20 protein-coding genes are annotated in these 13901 nt (G+C 41.1%); 16 read left to right on the plus strand and 4 right to left on the minus strand.

Annotated elements, in window-relative coordinates; translation table 11 throughout:
* Window positions 1-69 precede the first annotated feature (69 nt).
* Both H5162_RS12370 and H5162_RS21395 read left to right on the plus strand, forming a co-directional pair.
* A complete protein-coding gene (locus H5162_RS12370; RefSeq protein WP_145237873.1) occupies window positions 70-1137 on the plus strand; it encodes a potassium channel family protein in 1068 nt (355 codons plus the stop codon).
* A complete protein-coding gene (locus H5162_RS21395; protein WP_145237876.1) occupies window positions 1137-1346 on the plus strand; it encodes a PLDc N-terminal domain-containing protein in 210 nt (69 codons plus the stop codon). The genes H5162_RS12370 and H5162_RS21395 overlap by 1 nt, the downstream gene beginning before the upstream one ends.
* Before the next feature lie 62 nt (window positions 1347-1408).
* Here the strand turns inward: H5162_RS21395 and H5162_RS12375 are convergent, their stop codons facing one another.
* Both H5162_RS12375 and H5162_RS12380 read right to left on the minus strand, forming a co-directional pair.
* Window positions 1409-2440 carry a cytosolic protein gene (locus tag H5162_RS12375; RefSeq protein ID WP_182760128.1) on the minus strand — a complete coding sequence of 344 codons (1032 nt, stop codon included), beginning with the start codon at window positions 2438-2440 and terminating at the stop codon, window positions 1409-1411.
* Window positions 2441-2526: 86 nt separating this feature from the next.
* The gene (locus H5162_RS12380) at window positions 2527-2985 is read right to left on the minus strand and encodes an EVE domain-containing protein (protein WP_149980445.1); all 459 of its coding nucleotides are present in this window, start codon (window positions 2983-2985) and stop codon (window positions 2527-2529) included.
* Between the two features lie 76 nt (window positions 2986-3061).
* On the opposite strand from H5162_RS12380, the gene tesB reads away from it, so the two are divergent.
* Window positions 3062-3919, plus strand: a complete 858-nt coding sequence (tesB, locus tag H5162_RS12385) for an acyl-CoA thioesterase II (protein ID WP_145237887.1) — start codon at window positions 3062-3064, stop codon at window positions 3917-3919.
* 14 nt (window positions 3920-3933) lie between these two features.
* Here tesB and plsB read toward each other — a convergent pair whose 3' ends face one another.
* Window positions 3934-6378: a glycerol-3-phosphate 1-O-acyltransferase PlsB gene (plsB, locus tag H5162_RS12390; protein WP_182731740.1), complete on the minus strand. Its 2445-nt coding sequence runs from the start codon at window positions 6376-6378 to the stop codon at window positions 3934-3936.
* Window positions 6379-6797: 419 nt separating this feature from the next.
* Here plsB and rpsJ point away from each other — a divergent pair, with 419 nt between their 5' ends.
* The 12 genes from rpsJ to H5162_RS12450 all read left to right on the plus strand — a co-directional run bounded on the left by rpsJ (window position 6798) and on the right by H5162_RS12450 (window position 12809).
* The gene (gene rpsJ / locus H5162_RS12395) at window positions 6798-7109 is read left to right on the plus strand and encodes a 30S ribosomal protein S10 (RefSeq protein ID WP_002957900.1); all 312 of its coding nucleotides are present in this window, start codon (window positions 6798-6800) and stop codon (window positions 7107-7109) included.
* 27 nt (window positions 7110-7136) lie between these two features.
* Window positions 7137-7772 (plus strand): 50S ribosomal protein L3, encoded by a 636-nt coding sequence (gene rplC, locus H5162_RS12400; protein ID WP_054206125.1) that lies wholly within the window; start codon window positions 7137-7139, stop codon window positions 7770-7772.
* A gap of 17 nt (window positions 7773-7789) precedes the next feature.
* Window positions 7790-8395 carry a 50S ribosomal protein L4 gene (gene rplD / locus H5162_RS12405; protein ID WP_054206126.1) on the plus strand — a complete coding sequence of 202 codons (606 nt, stop codon included), beginning with the start codon at window positions 7790-7792 and terminating at the stop codon, window positions 8393-8395.
* Complete coding sequence (gene rplW, locus H5162_RS12410) at window positions 8392-8694, plus strand: 50S ribosomal protein L23 (protein ID WP_054206127.1); 303 nt, start codon at window positions 8392-8394, stop codon at window positions 8692-8694. The genes rplD and rplW overlap by 4 nt, the downstream gene beginning before the upstream one ends.
* A gap of 17 nt (window positions 8695-8711) precedes the next feature.
* The gene (rplB, locus tag H5162_RS12415; protein WP_007376192.1) at window positions 8712-9536 is read left to right on the plus strand and encodes a 50S ribosomal protein L2; all 825 of its coding nucleotides are present in this window, start codon (window positions 8712-8714) and stop codon (window positions 9534-9536) included.
* 15 nt (window positions 9537-9551) lie between these two features.
* Window positions 9552-9830 carry a 30S ribosomal protein S19 gene (gene rpsS / locus H5162_RS12420; RefSeq protein ID WP_010561269.1) on the plus strand — a complete coding sequence of 93 codons (279 nt, stop codon included), beginning with the start codon at window positions 9552-9554 and terminating at the stop codon, window positions 9828-9830.
* Between the two features lie 14 nt (window positions 9831-9844).
* Window positions 9845-10177 (plus strand): 50S ribosomal protein L22, encoded by a 333-nt coding sequence (rplV, locus tag H5162_RS12425; RefSeq protein ID WP_004588690.1) that lies wholly within the window; start codon window positions 9845-9847, stop codon window positions 10175-10177.
* Window positions 10178-10188: 11 nt separating this feature from the next.
* Window positions 10189-10890 (plus strand): 30S ribosomal protein S3, encoded by a 702-nt coding sequence (gene rpsC, locus H5162_RS12430; RefSeq protein ID WP_054206128.1) that lies wholly within the window; start codon window positions 10189-10191, stop codon window positions 10888-10890.
* Between the two features lie 12 nt (window positions 10891-10902).
* Window positions 10903-11316 (plus strand): 50S ribosomal protein L16, encoded by a 414-nt coding sequence (gene rplP, locus H5162_RS12435; RefSeq protein ID WP_002957890.1) that lies wholly within the window; start codon window positions 10903-10905, stop codon window positions 11314-11316.
* On the plus strand, window positions 11316-11507 hold the full coding sequence (gene rpmC / locus H5162_RS12440; RefSeq protein ID WP_054552371.1) for a 50S ribosomal protein L29: 192 nt from the start codon (window positions 11316-11318) through the stop codon (window positions 11505-11507). Before rplP ends, rpmC begins: the two co-directional genes overlap by 1 nt.
* A complete protein-coding gene (gene rpsQ / locus H5162_RS12445; protein ID WP_016709053.1) occupies window positions 11507-11764 on the plus strand; it encodes a 30S ribosomal protein S17 in 258 nt (85 codons plus the stop codon). Before rpmC ends, rpsQ begins: the two co-directional genes overlap by 1 nt.
* A gap of 172 nt (window positions 11765-11936) precedes the next feature.
* Window positions 11937-12809, plus strand: a complete 873-nt coding sequence (locus tag H5162_RS12450) for a hypothetical protein (protein WP_310736428.1) — start codon at window positions 11937-11939, stop codon at window positions 12807-12809.
* On the opposite strand, the gene H5162_RS12455 is transcribed toward H5162_RS12450, so the two are convergent.
* Window positions 12703-13239: a helix-turn-helix domain-containing protein gene (locus H5162_RS12455; protein WP_182760126.1), complete on the minus strand. Its 537-nt coding sequence runs from the start codon at window positions 13237-13239 to the stop codon at window positions 12703-12705. The two genes, H5162_RS12450 and H5162_RS12455, sit on opposite strands and share 107 nt — an antisense overlap.
* Before the next feature lie 183 nt (window positions 13240-13422).
* On the opposite strand from H5162_RS12455, the gene H5162_RS12460 reads away from it, so the two are divergent.
* Complete coding sequence (locus H5162_RS12460) at window positions 13423-13887, plus strand: hypothetical protein (protein ID WP_182760125.1); 465 nt, start codon at window positions 13423-13425, stop codon at window positions 13885-13887.
* Window positions 13888-13901 lie beyond the last annotated feature (14 nt).

Genomic DNA, 13901 nt, shown 5'->3' on the forward strand with positions numbered 1-13901 from the left:
AACCATTGCCTTCATTTAAGCATTACAGTAACTTATCGATAATTGATAGCTGAATAACCAAGTGTGGGCATGCCTTTTATATTTAAACGATTATTTTTACTAGTCAGAAACCATATTGATCAGGTTAGTTGGCAAGCTGTCGCTATTGCGACATTATTACATATGGTCTTGATCTGGTTGTTGTTAATCTTCGCTGAAGAAGCCGCACTGAGGCCAATTAGCACTTTTGTTTATTACTATATCGTTACTACCTCAACGGTAGGATATGGTGATTTTAGTGCAACTACAGATCTGGGTAGATGGATTGTGGCGATACTGCAAATTCCATTTGGTTTAGCTTTATTTGGTGTCCTGTTAGGTAAAACAGGGCAAACAGTTACTTATTTAATTAGGCGCGCTATGACGGGTGATAAAAGTTTTGCACATTTTCACAATCACATTATTATTTTTGGCTGGCATCAAATTCGTACTAAAAAAATGATTGATTATATTCTCGCTGACCAAAAGCGTTTGGATCGACGAATTTTGCTTGCGGTCACAGAGTCAATGGAGCATCCGTTTTTAGCTAATGCCCATGTTGATTTTGTGCGCTTAACTAGTTTTACAGATTTAAGCGAGCTGGAAAGGGTCGCAATTAAACTGGCAGATAAAATTATTATTGACGGGCAAGACGACGACGAAACTTTTACGACCGCCCTGCGCATTAGTAAATTAGTGAAAGATGACTGCCATATTAGTGCGCACTTTAACGATGAGAGTAAAGTCGAAATGCTACTAGAACATTGTTACAACGTGGAATGTTCAACGGCTAAGTCAGCCGAAATTCTAGTACGTTCAATGCAAGACCCCGGCTCAAGTCGTGTACAAGAGGAATTATTATCTACTTTGCATGGTGATACCCAGTTTAGTTTAGCTATTCCTGCTGATTTAGCGGTAATGGAATTTGGTAAATTATTTCATCATTTTAAACACGACCATGATGCTATTTTACTTGGTGTTGCTCACAACCTGAGTGCGCAAAATATGGATTTAAATCCACCACTGGATTATCCGGTTAACAGTGGTGATATTTTACATTACATTGCGGTTGATCGTGTTTTAAGCAGCGAAGTTGATTGGCAGGGGCTTGCTAAGTAATGAATGAAGTGGCGTTTTTAATTCTACTTTTGAGCGCATATATACTCCCAGTAGTGATTGTGCTCAATAGTAAACGTACGCAAGGCCACGAAAAAAATGGCTGGTTAATCGGCATCATTTTCTTTTCATGGCTCGCACTGATAATGTACTTTGCGATAGTGCCCAAGCACGGGCACAAAAAGAAAACTACCAAGAAAAAGAAAGGCTAAAATTGAGTTGTCAGTTTACATATAAATTTGCCAACCGTGCTTGATTAAACAAGCACGGTTTTTTATTTTAGCTGTTTTAGTTTGTGCTCCACTAAAGGATCATCAGGGGCAAGTTGCTGAGCAACTTCGAGCAGCTGAATGGCATCCTTAGGGTGTTCATCTTGGTGCTTTAGCGCGACATCAATCAATGGTTGAATATCAATTTTTGCTTGATGCTCTTGCACATGCGCTGCTTTTTCATCAATTAGTATGTTGTGCGCTTTGCTTAATAATACTTGGCGGTGTGCCGATTTAGCATTCGCCTTGTTGAGCCTTCTATAATAGTCTTCTTTAAAGCGCAGGGTTTTGGTTTGTAGGCGAAATTGCGCAATATCGACTTGTTGATTGCTAATAAAGTCGACGGCCACTTGTTTATAAAAGCCAAATTTATTTAGGTAGGTGGCATGGGTACTGTGACCCATACCAAACACGCGTAAGTGGGTTAGTTGCGAATAGCGCTTAGCATGGCCGCGGTCAATACGATTGGTCGGGTCGTAAATTATATAGCCTTTAGCATTGCCTAAATCGAGATCGTGGTAATCTTGCTCCCAATCGAATTGTTGCGCTATATCCGTACTTGAGCGGTCATCCCAAGGAGCAAGTGCTTTATTTTTGGTGCTAACAGGGTGAAATAACAGTACCTTATCTAGCTTTAGTAAATTAGCAAATGCACCCACAGCAAAACCACCTCGGCTTAAGCCGTAGCCTAATCGCTGGGTAAAGGGTGTTAGCAAGGGAGCGAGTTGCTCGAGGAAAAACAGTAAATTACGGTGTCTAAACCAATTACTTATTCCTAAGTGCTGAAAAGAAATAACATTAACATGTTGTTTTTGCGCGAGTTGAAATCCCCAAGGGCTAAAATCATCATTGAGATCATGCTCTTGGTAATTAGTACCGGCAGGAGAAAAGGTGAACAATAAAGGCTTATTTATATCAATAAAGTGATACTTAACAAAAACATCGCCAAGTAAATCGCCTCCAGAGATAGGTAATCTGGTTTGCTGTTCATCTTGAGGTAGAGTTAACCACTCATCTAACCAATACAGTAATTTCATCTAACCCCCTAACTAAAACAAGCCGTCTATTTTAGCAAATTTGGAAAAAGAAGGAAACGTGATGTATTAGCAACAATCTATTGTTGTTACTCTGCCATTTTTATAATTGCTTGCCAATCCGCTTTAGTCACTGGCATTACCGATAATCGACCGCCTTTTTTTAGAGCTATTTCGGTGATGGCGTCGTTTTCTTTAATCGCTTTTAAGCTGACTAATTTATTTAAATGCTGCTGATAGGTCACATCAACCACAACCCATCTCGGTTTATCACTGGTTGATTTAGGATCGTAATAATCACTGCTTAAATCAAACTGGCAAGGATCTGGGTAGGCTTCAGCAGTCACTATTGCGATACCTGCAACGCCGACGTGTTTACAGCTAGAATGGTAAATCATTACTAAATCGCCGAGCTTTACGCCATCGCGCATAAAATTACGGGCTTGGTAGTTGCGCACACCTTCCCATGCAGTGGTTTGTGCAGGGGCGCTTTTTAAATCGTCGATTGAAAATGCATCGGGTTCAGTTTTAAATAACCAATACGCCATAACTAGGATCCTTGAAATATTTACATCATACTTGTCTATAGTATCATTAAAATCTAAATGGGATTGAGGAGCAACTATGAGCCAAGTTTTAGATGATTTATTGTCGTTATTAACGTTAGAAGAAATAGAGCAGGGCTTGTATCGAGGGCAAAGCCAAGATTTGGGTTTTCGTGCGGTATTTGGTGGTCAAGTCATGGGCCAAGCACTGTCTGCAGCTAAAGAAACCTTACCGGAAGGCCGTATTGTTCATTCACTGCATTCTTATTTTTTACGCCCTGGTGATGCTGCAAAGCCAATTGTGTACGATGTTGAAACGATCCGTGATGGTAAGAGCTTTAGTACTCGCCGAGTTAGTGCTATTCAATATGGAAAACCTATTTTTTATATGACGGCATCATTTCAAGGTGCTGAAGATGGCTTGTCGCATCAAGCTACAATGCCGGATGTACCAGCTCCTGAGGAGCTGCGCTCATCACTGGAGTTTTATCAAGAGCATGCATCTCATATACCTGAGGTGATCCGCAATAAGTTTATTCGCGAAATGCCGATTGAAATGCGTCCGGTCACCTTTCATAACCCATTTAAGCCAGAGGTAATGGAGCCGGTTAAACATATTTGGTTCAAAGCCAATGGCGAGATGCCAGATGATCAACGTATTCATAACTATTTATTGGCATATGCGTCTGACTTTGAGTTTTTACCAACGGCTCTACAGCCTCATGGTGTCTCGTTTATGCAGCCAAACATGCAAGTAGCAACAATTGACCATGCGATGTGGTTTCATCGTCCGTTTCGAATGGATGATTGGATTTTATATACCATTGATAGCCCAAGTGCGAGCTCAGGGCGGGGGTTGGTGCGTGGTCAGTTCTTTGACCGTCAAGGCAATTTAGTTGCCTCAACGATCCAAGAAGGTGTAATGCGTCAGCGTTAATATGCCGCTTGCAGTTATTTTTGCTTACATTGTCCTTGCACAATATCACTAATTGACTGCCAGACTCGCGCTGGCAGCAAGGCTTTAAGGTGAATATACACTTCACAAAGTTCAGTACTGCCCTGTAAGCCATTCTCGGTTTCGCTAATTAAACTTTGTTCGCGCAAGTTGCTAATAAAGCCTACCAATACTTTTTTGTCAAAAAACTCAGGGGTCTTAATACCATGCAAGGTACCTAAGCGCTGCGCTAATACTTGGCTTTCGCGTTCAAGCTCTTCGCGTTCAATTTCTTTACTGGTTTGAATAAAGCCAATCACAATGGCGTAGCGCTGCAGGGTTAAGCTAAGCGCACGACCTAGAATTTCCAGCTTGGCTAAGCAATCATTACTGTTGGTGATTTTTATGTTATCACCATCTATTTCTATTAAATCTTGATCTACAAAGCTGGCCAGTATGCGGGTGATATAATTTTCATCAAGTTCGTGTAAAAACCATTCTTTAGCAAACATCGGGTAAAAACAGTTAACCAATTTTTGGCACTGCGATACTGTCGTTTTATGGCTTTTAAATATATGCAGTGCCAGTAAGCTTGGTACGGCAAACACATGGAGAATATTATTACGGTAGTAGTTAAAGAGGATTTTCTCTTTATCGTTAATCGCGATAATCTCGCCAAACTCATCGCTTATAACGTCAAATTTATTCAACTTTAAAGCATGTTCGAGTAACTGTGATGAAGTTTCATCTGGGGTGGTGATTTTTTCACTGTAACTAGCGCTACGTTGTAAATGTAAGTAAAAGTCTAGTTGTGCTAACAATTTAGGCTTGCTCAATGCTTGCTTATCATTTACCAGTAAGATCATTGCCAGTAAATTAACTGCGTTAAGCGCGGCGGCACTATTAATATTAACCATCACTTTATCCGCTAAAGTCGCCACTTGCGGACCAAGCCATTGTGGTTTTTGAACATCAGTTGGGTGAATAGATTCACGCCAATCAGGTTGATGCTCATTTAAATATTGATTAACCGAAATCGGATCGCCAAAATTCAAATAGCCGCGGCCATAGTTTTTGAGATTTTTAATGGCTTTGAAAATACCGAAAATCGACTCGCCTTTTTTATCATCACCTGCGAGTTCTTTCAGATAAGTATTTATTTCCATGACGTGTTCATAACCAATGTACACCGGCACAATCGAAATAGGGCGATCAATACCACGTAACATAGCTTGTAGTGTCATCGCCAACATACCTGTTTTTGGTGGTAGTAAACGCCCGGTACGGCTACGTCCGCCCTCAGTATAAAACTTAACTGAGTAACCTTTGATAAACAACTGACTTAAATACTCTTTAAATACAGCGGAGTAAAGCTTGTTGCCAGCAAATGAGCGGCGGATGAAAAATGCGCCACTGCGGCGGAATATGCCGCCTGCTGGGAAGAAGTTTAAGTTAATACCAGCAGCAATATGTGGTGGTACTAAACCAAGATGATAAATCGAGTAGGTAAGTAATAAGTAATCCATGTGGCTGCGATGACACGGCATATAAATAATTTCATGACCTTTATTGGTTAGATCATGGATTTGTTCGGTGTATTTTATATCAATGCCGTTATAGAGCTTGTTCCATAGCCAGGTTAATACACGATCTGCAACACGTATGGTGGCATCACTGTAGTTAGCAGCAATCTCATCTAATAGCTTTAACGCATTTTGCCGTGCTTGCTCATGGCTGATTTTTTTGCTTTTTGCTTCATCGTTAATTGCTTTTTTTATAGTCGGTGATGCTAACAATGAATTAAATAGTTGCTCGCGTGAGGGCATTTTAGGGCCCGTTGCCGCCAATTTTTGACGACGAAAATGCACCCTAGCGACGCGAAGTAATTTATGAGGTAACTCATCAACATCGGCTTTTTCATTTACTAATAACGATAAATCCAACGGTTGACTAAAGCGTATAAAGTTATCACGCCCTGAAAACAGTAATACAAAAAACTTACGAAACCAGCTAGGTGTAAGTGAGTGCGAAACCAGCGTACCTAAACCTGGTTTTTCTTTACCTGGATTACGACCCCATAAAATAGTGACCGGAATGACTTGCACGTTTTTTTCGCCACTGGTAAATAGTTGAGCAATTATTTGTTTACCCTGGTTTAGCGCGTCAGTTGGCTTCGCTTGGCTGCCAAACAGTGGTGGTGGATTTTGTAGGCCAATAAAGCGGTCTAACTCTGCATTACCCAACAGCTGTTGTTCAGTTGGTCTGGGCAGGTTGTACTTTTTACAAACTCGGTCAAGAGCCGCTAAATCTGAGCGAGCATTAAGTTTAACTATATAAAAAGTAGGGTAGGCGGGATTAAGACCGTATTGTTCAATTGGGTTCTCGGGCAGTACTTTGCTTTTCACAAATAGGCGATTCATCACCATAGACACAAAATTCAAGCAATAATTAAAAATACGCATCAACTCACCAAGGTTAAGGATTAAGAGATAAAAGCAAAATAAGGATGAATAATAACAATTAAAAACTGGACTGACCATTATCATTAGTGCCAAGTACGATTGCATGGCTTCCTAACTATAGTAAATTCCCAGTAATGACGACATAGTGACAACCCTTTTTTACAGTATAAATAATCCTCATTCTGGTAGTTTGAAATAGTTGTTGCATTTATCACCAATATCACTATAATACGCAGGCTTTCAAAATTCCCCCGGGAACTTGGAAGGAACATTAAGCTTGGATTTCAAGCTAATAAAACAGGAGTTCCGATTTGGAACTCAACGTAGATATAAATCAACAACCGGCATCTTATGTTTTTAAGATTGTTTCGGTCGTTTTTTTATGCTCTTTTAAATGCTCTTTATATTGAGGTTTAAGAATGTCAAATCAACGCATTCGTATTCGCCTAAAAGCTTTTGACCACCGTTTGATTGACCAATCAACGGCGGAAATCGTGGAAACTGCGAAACGCACTGGCGCACAAGTACGTGGTCCAATTCCACTACCTACACGCTTTGAACGTTTTACTGTACTTACATCACCGCACGTTAATAAAGATGCGCGTGATCAGTACGAGATCCGCACCCATAAACGTCTGATCGACATCGTAGAACCAACTGACAAGACTGTTGACGCACTTATGCGTTTAGATCTTGCTGCTGGTGTTGATGTTCAAATCAGCCTGGGTTAATCGAAAGATTAGAGAGGTTTTAGGAAAATGGCATTAGGTCTAGTCGGTCGTAAAGTGGGTATGACACGTATCTTCACTGAAGATGGTGTATCTATCCCTGTGACAGTTATTGAAGCGACACCTAACCGCATTGCTCAGATCAAATCTGACGCAACAGACGGTTATAACGCGCTTCAAGTAACCGCAGGCACTAAAAAAGCAAGCCGTGTAAACAAAGCAACAGCGGGTCACTTCGCTAAAGCTGGTGTTGAAGCGGGTCGCGGTCTGTGGGAATTCCGCCTAAATGGTGGTGAAGGCGATTTTGAAGTAGGCGCTGAGCTTACTGTTGAATTATTCAACGAAATCAACAAAGTTGACGTAACCGGTACTTCTAAAGGTAAAGGTTTCCAAGGTGGTGTTAAGCGCTGGAATTTCAGCATGCAAGACGCTACACATGGTAACTCTCTATCTCACCGTGCTCCTGGTTCAATCGGTCAAAACCAATCACCTGGTAAGGTGTTTAAAGGTAAGAAAATGGCCGGTCATATGGGTGCTGAGCGTGTAACGACTCAAAACTTAGAACTAGTACGCGTTGACGCTGAGCGTAACTTGCTTTTAGTTAAAGGTGCAGTACCTGGCGCTATCGGCGGTGACGTTATCGTTAAACCTGCTGTTAAAGCATAAGTCCTGGAGATTTAGTGATGGAATTAGCAATTAAAGACGCTTCTGGCGGTCTTGAAGTTTCTGAAGCTACTTTTGGACGTGAGTTTAACGAAGCATTAGTACATCAAGTAGTTGTTGCATACGCAGCAGGTGCTCGTCAAGGTACTCGTGCTCAGAAGACACGTTCTGAAGTAAGCGGTGGTGGTAAAAAACCATGGGCTCAAAAAGGTACTGGCCGTGCACGTGCTGGTACAATCCGTAGTCCAATTTGGCGTTCAGGTGGCGTTAGCTTCGCAGCTAAACCACAAGACCACAGCCAAAAAGTAAACCGTAAAATGTACCGCGGTGCGATCAAAAGCATTTTATCTGAATTAGTTCGTCAAGAGCGTTTAATCGTTGTTGAAAGTTTTGCTCTAGCAGCACCAAAAACTAAAGAACTAGTTGCTAAGCTTAAAGAACTTGAGCTTAAAGATGTTCTAATCGTAACTGAAGAAGTAGATGAGAATCTATTTTTATCGGCACGTAACCTGTACAAGGTTGACACGCGTGATGTAGCTGGTATCGACCCTGTAAGCTTAATCGCTTTCGATAAGGTACTTATTACAGCAGCTGCTGTTAAGCAACTTGAGGAGACGCTAGCATGATTCGTGAAGAACGTCTTTTAAAAGTGATCCTTGCTCCACATATCTCTGAAAAAAGCACTATTGCTGCTGAAGAAAACAACACTATCGTTTTCAAAGTAGTAAATGACGCAACTAAAGCTGAAGTTAAAGCAGCTGTAGAGAAGCTTTTTGAAGTGGAAGTAACTGGTGTTCGCACACTTAATGTTAAGGGTAAAACAAAACGTACTGGCGCACGTTTCGGTCGTCGTAGCGACTGGAAAAAAGCTTACGTTACTCTTAAAGAAGGCAGCGAACTAGACTTTGTCGGCGGCGCCGAGTAATAAGGGGAGTTAGAATTATGGCACTTCAAAAGTGTAAGCCAACTTCTGCGGGTCGTCGTCACCTAGTTAAAGTGGTAAACCCAGATCTACATAAGGGCAAGCCATACGCACCACTATTAGAGAAAAACTCTAAATCAGGTGGTCGTAATAACAATGGTCGTATTACGGTTCGTCATATCGGTGGTGGTCATAAGCAGCATTACCGTTTAATCGATTTTAAACGTACTAAAGATGGCATTCCAGCCACTGTTGAGCGTTTAGAATATGATCCAAATCGTAGCGCAAACATCGCACTTGTATTATATGCAGACGGTGAGCGTCGTTACATTATCGCACCAAAAGGCTTAAAAGCTGGTGATGCAATCCAGTCTGGTGTTGATGCACCAATCAAGCCTGGTAATGCATTACCTATGCGCAATATGCCTGTAGGTTCGACTGTTCACAACGTAGAATTAAAACCAGGTAAAGGTGCTCAAATCGCACGTTCTGCTGGTGCATACGTTCAAATCCTTGCTCGTGATGGTCAGTATGTAACATTACGTCTTCGTTCAGGCGAAGTTCGTAAAGTTGAATCAGATTGTCGTGCGACGCTAGGTGAAGTAGGCAATGCTGAGCATATGCTTCGTTCACTTGGTAAAGCAGGTGCAAATCGCTGGCGTGGTATTCGTCCGACAGTTCGTGGTGTTGCCATGAACCCGGTTGATCACCCACACGGTGGTGGTGAAGGTCGTACATCTGGTGGTCGTCATCCTGTGTCTCCATGGGGTAAGCCGACTAAAGGTGCTAAGACGCGTAAGAACAAGCGTACGGATAAATTTATAGTACGTCGTCGTACTAAGTAATATTGAGGAATAGCCATGCCACGCTCTCTCAAGAAGGGTCCTTTTATAGACCTACACTTGCTGAAGAAGGTAGAGAAAGCTTTGGAAAGCGGTGACAAGAAGCCAATTAAAACTTGGAGCCGTCGTTCAATGATCATACCTAACATGATCGGATTGACCATTGCTGTCCATAATGGTCGCCAGCATGTACCAGTTTTCGTTTCTGACGAAATGATCGGTCACAAACTAGGTGAATTTGCACCAACTCGCACTTACCGTGGCCACGCTGCGGATAAGAAAGCGAAGAAACGTTAAGAGGGGAATGATAAATGCAAGCATTAGCTAAACATAAATTCGCCTCTGGTTCGGCGCAAAAAGCACGTCTAGTTGCAGATCAGATCCGCGGGTTACCTGTCGATCGCGCACTAGAAATCCTGGCGTACAGCCCTAAGAAAGCGGCTGTATTAGTTAAGAAAGTACTTGAGTCTGCTATTGCTAACGCAGAGCATAACGAAGGTGCTGACATTGATGAGCTACGTGTAACAACGATCTTTGTGGACGATGGTCCAACAATGAAACGTATTATGCCACGTGCTAAAGGACGCGCAGACCGCATCCTTAAGCGTACAAGCCACATCACTGTTGTGGTTTCAGATAGCTAGGAGTATAAGTAATGGGACAAAAAGTTCATCCTACTGGTATTCGCCTAGGTATATCTAAACCTTGGGTTTCTACCTGGTACGCGAGTTCAAAAGATTTCTCTGCACAGCTTTTTGGCGATCACAAAGTACGTACATTCCTTACTAAGGAATTGAAAGCGGCTTCTGTGTCTAAAATCGTTATTGAGCGTCCAGCAAAATCAATCCGCGTAACAATTCACACGGCTCGTCCGGGTGTTGTTATCGGTAAAAAAGGCGAAGACGTAGAAAAATTACGTCAAGCGGTAACTAAGATTGCTGGTGTACCTGCTCAGATCAATATTTCTGAAGTACGTAAACCAGAACTAGATGCACAACTAGTAGCAGACGGCATTGCCTCTCAACTAGAGCGTCGTGTTATGTTCCGTCGCGCTATGAAGCGTTCGGTACAAAATGCAATGCGCATCGGTTCTAAAGGGATCAAAGTTGAAGTTAGCGGTCGTCTTGGCGGCGCAGAAATCGCACGTTCAGAATGGTATCGTGAAGGTCGTGTACCTCTACATACTCTTCGTGCTGATATCGACTACGCAACTTCTGAAGCCTTAACCACTTATGGTATCATTGGTGTTAAAGTTTGGATCTTCAAAGGCGAAGTTATTGGTGGTTTACCACTAGTACAAGAGCAAGAGAAGCCAGCTAAACGCGCACCAAAGAAAGCCAAAAAAAGTGCTAAGTAGAGGTAGCGAGTAATGTTACAGCCAAAACGTACAAAATTCCGTAAAATGCACAAAGGCCGCAACCGTGGTTTAGCGCAAAACGGTAACAAAGTAAGCTTCGGTACTTTCGGTTTGAAAGCTACTGGCCGTGGCCGCATGACTGCTCGTCAAATCGAAGCAGCTCGTCGTGCCATGACACGTCACGTGAAACGTCAAGGTAAAATCTGGATCCGTGTCTTCCCTGACAAACCGATCACAGAAAAGCCTCTTGAAGTTCGTATGGGTAAAGGTAAAGGTTCTGTTGAATATTGGGTTGCTGAAATTCAGCCTGGTAAAGTACTTTACGAAATGGAAGGTGTTTCTGAAGAGCTTGCTCGTGAAGCATTCGACCTTGCTGCTCGTAAACTGCCATTCAAAACAACTTTCGTAACTCGGACGGTAATGTGATGAAAGCAAGCGAACTAAAAGATAAAAGCGTAGAAGAGCTTAATGCTGAACTTCTAGGTCTTCTTCGTGAGCAGTTTAACCTGCGCATGCAAGCAAGCACTGGTCAGTTAGCTCAAACTCACACGCTAAGAACAGTACGTCGCGATATCGCGCGTGTAAAAACAGTTATTAACCAGAAGGCAGGTCAATAATGAGTGATAAAATTCGTACTCTTCAAGGCACTGTAATCAGCGACAAGATGGAAAAATCTTTCACTATCGCTATCGCACGTTACGTGAAGCACCCAATCTATGGGAAATTCATCAAACGTACGACTAAATTACACGTACATGACGAAAATAACACAGCAAAAGCGGGTGACGTTGTTACTATCCGTGAATGCGCTCCAATCTCTAAGACTAAGTCTTGGACATTAGTAGACGTTATTTCTAGTCCAAAACAAGCTTAATTTTTAATTAAGTCTGTTTTATAAAAAGCCTCGGCATTAGCTGGGGCTTTTTGCTTTTAGTACTGCAGTAAAGCCACTTATTGATGGTTTTTAACCTAATAACAGTGCCTCCCTAAATGAACTAAACCTGCCTAGTTATACTCATAGAATAAACTGTTCACAGGGAGCGGATGTGTTTAAAGGTAACTATAAAGCGTGGGGTATATCAATTGGTTTGCATGTTGTTGTTATTTGTTTGATTTCGAGGCAAACGATTGAGATAGCACAACCCCCTACAGGCAAAGTAATAAAAGCTTATGTAATGGTGGACCTTGCAACATTACCTAGTAATAAAAATAGTAAGCAACCCAGTGCTTCATTCTCTGAAAATAATACTGAGCTTGATGCAAGTGAGTTAACAACTAAGCCGCTTAAAGAACGTGATTTTGAAAACGACAAGCAATTAGAATCAGATTTACCGGATGGTGCTATTACAGCAAATGGAAATACGGCCACAAGTACCGATGGAAAAAAGCATAATGTTGATAAGGTAGTTATTGATAATATAAAGAGTAAGGTTAATTCAAAAGCTAAACAGCAGTCATTTAAAAAGCTTAACCCTTACGCATTGATACCTCAGTTTTCAACTTCAAATAAGGCCATTGTATCGTTTGATTACACGCAAATAGCAACTTTGCCAAATCGTAAAAACCACCAACAAATTACGGTTCCTATTGAGCATTCTAGTGATTTAAAATCAGTGATATTATGGCAAAACGCTGATGGAGGTAAGCGAACGGAGATGTATAAAGGTATGTGTTATGACATCGATTTCAATGGTGTGATGGGGAAAGTAGGGTTGCCGCAAGGATCACCAAGGCCATGTAAAAATAACGATGCTATTTTATTCGATAAAATAATGGATAAATGGAACGTTAAAAGCAAATTCGGTAGTGGGTTCATAATTTACGAAACTTATGTGTTTGCGATAAAACGCCTATTACGACTGACACTAAAATACACAGCACGGAGCTTACAATTAAAAAGCGGTTTTCAATCCGGCTAACTTGTCTTTCGCCCACAATTTGGTATGTAACATCCCCCTCTATAAATCGCTCGCCTTGATATTGCTGAGTCACATTAAACGCTAAAAAGTCCCCTAGCTTTGCTTGATAGGTGAAGTAGGTTTCTGGATAAAAAATTTCATATGTTGCACACAGCCACATTACAAGACTAGTGATAATCAGGAGCAAACTCATAAGTGGCATTTTTTTAAATGATGTGTGTTGTGATGGTTTTGAGGGTGAATACTTATCTAAACACGCTTTGCCATAGCAAAGTTCGAGCTTTTCAATTACCTCAGTGGAAGGAATAAATTGTCCATTTTCGAGCTTAGATAAGTAAGACTGCTGGATACCAATTTCACGTGCAGCAAATGCTTGGGTCCACTTTTTGTTTGCTCTAATGCGTTTTAATTCTGTTCCTAATGATGACATGTTTCCATACTCTAATTGTTTACTTACCCGCGCATTATCGCTAAAAATGAGTTTTTTAAATAGCCTGCTGAGTTATATTCATGGCGATGAATAAAAAGAATATCATGAATATTAGTGAGTTATATATTAATTAGGTGTTTTTTAGTTATGCTAAGCAGACTTATTAATAAAGGAGTATAACTAATGAAAACGTATTTTTATAAAGCAGTAATCTGTATTACCTTGGGGTTTTTATCCTCAGCATGTATTGCAGAGCCAGTATTTGCGATTGAAGCAACTATTTATAAATTAGAAAATAATATAACCATAGACAGCCAAGTAAATGAAACACTAAAAAATCTACAACCCATTCATCAACCTCAACTATTAGCCAGCTTGAACAAAAGTGCATTAATAGAAATAGGTGACGATGAGCAGTTAACAGCCCTTGAGATTAAAACAAATAAAGAAGGAAGCTATTTTAACGCGAGTATGAAACTTAAAGAAAAAGTAGACAGCCAATGGGAGTCTATTACGTCTTTTATGCCAAATATTCCAAATGGGCAAACGGTGTATTTTAGTCGAACATTTGCAGACAATGTATGGGTGATTAAACTAACAGGGCAGCGCTATGAGTCTATTGCGCTTGGTCAGGCGAGTTTTAAATAGCTTCAGCCTTGGCT

This window comes from Pseudoalteromonas sp. SR41-8 (assembly GCF_014163915.1).
GTDB classification, from domain to species: domain Bacteria; phylum Pseudomonadota; class Gammaproteobacteria; order Enterobacterales; family Alteromonadaceae; genus Pseudoalteromonas; species Pseudoalteromonas rhizosphaerae.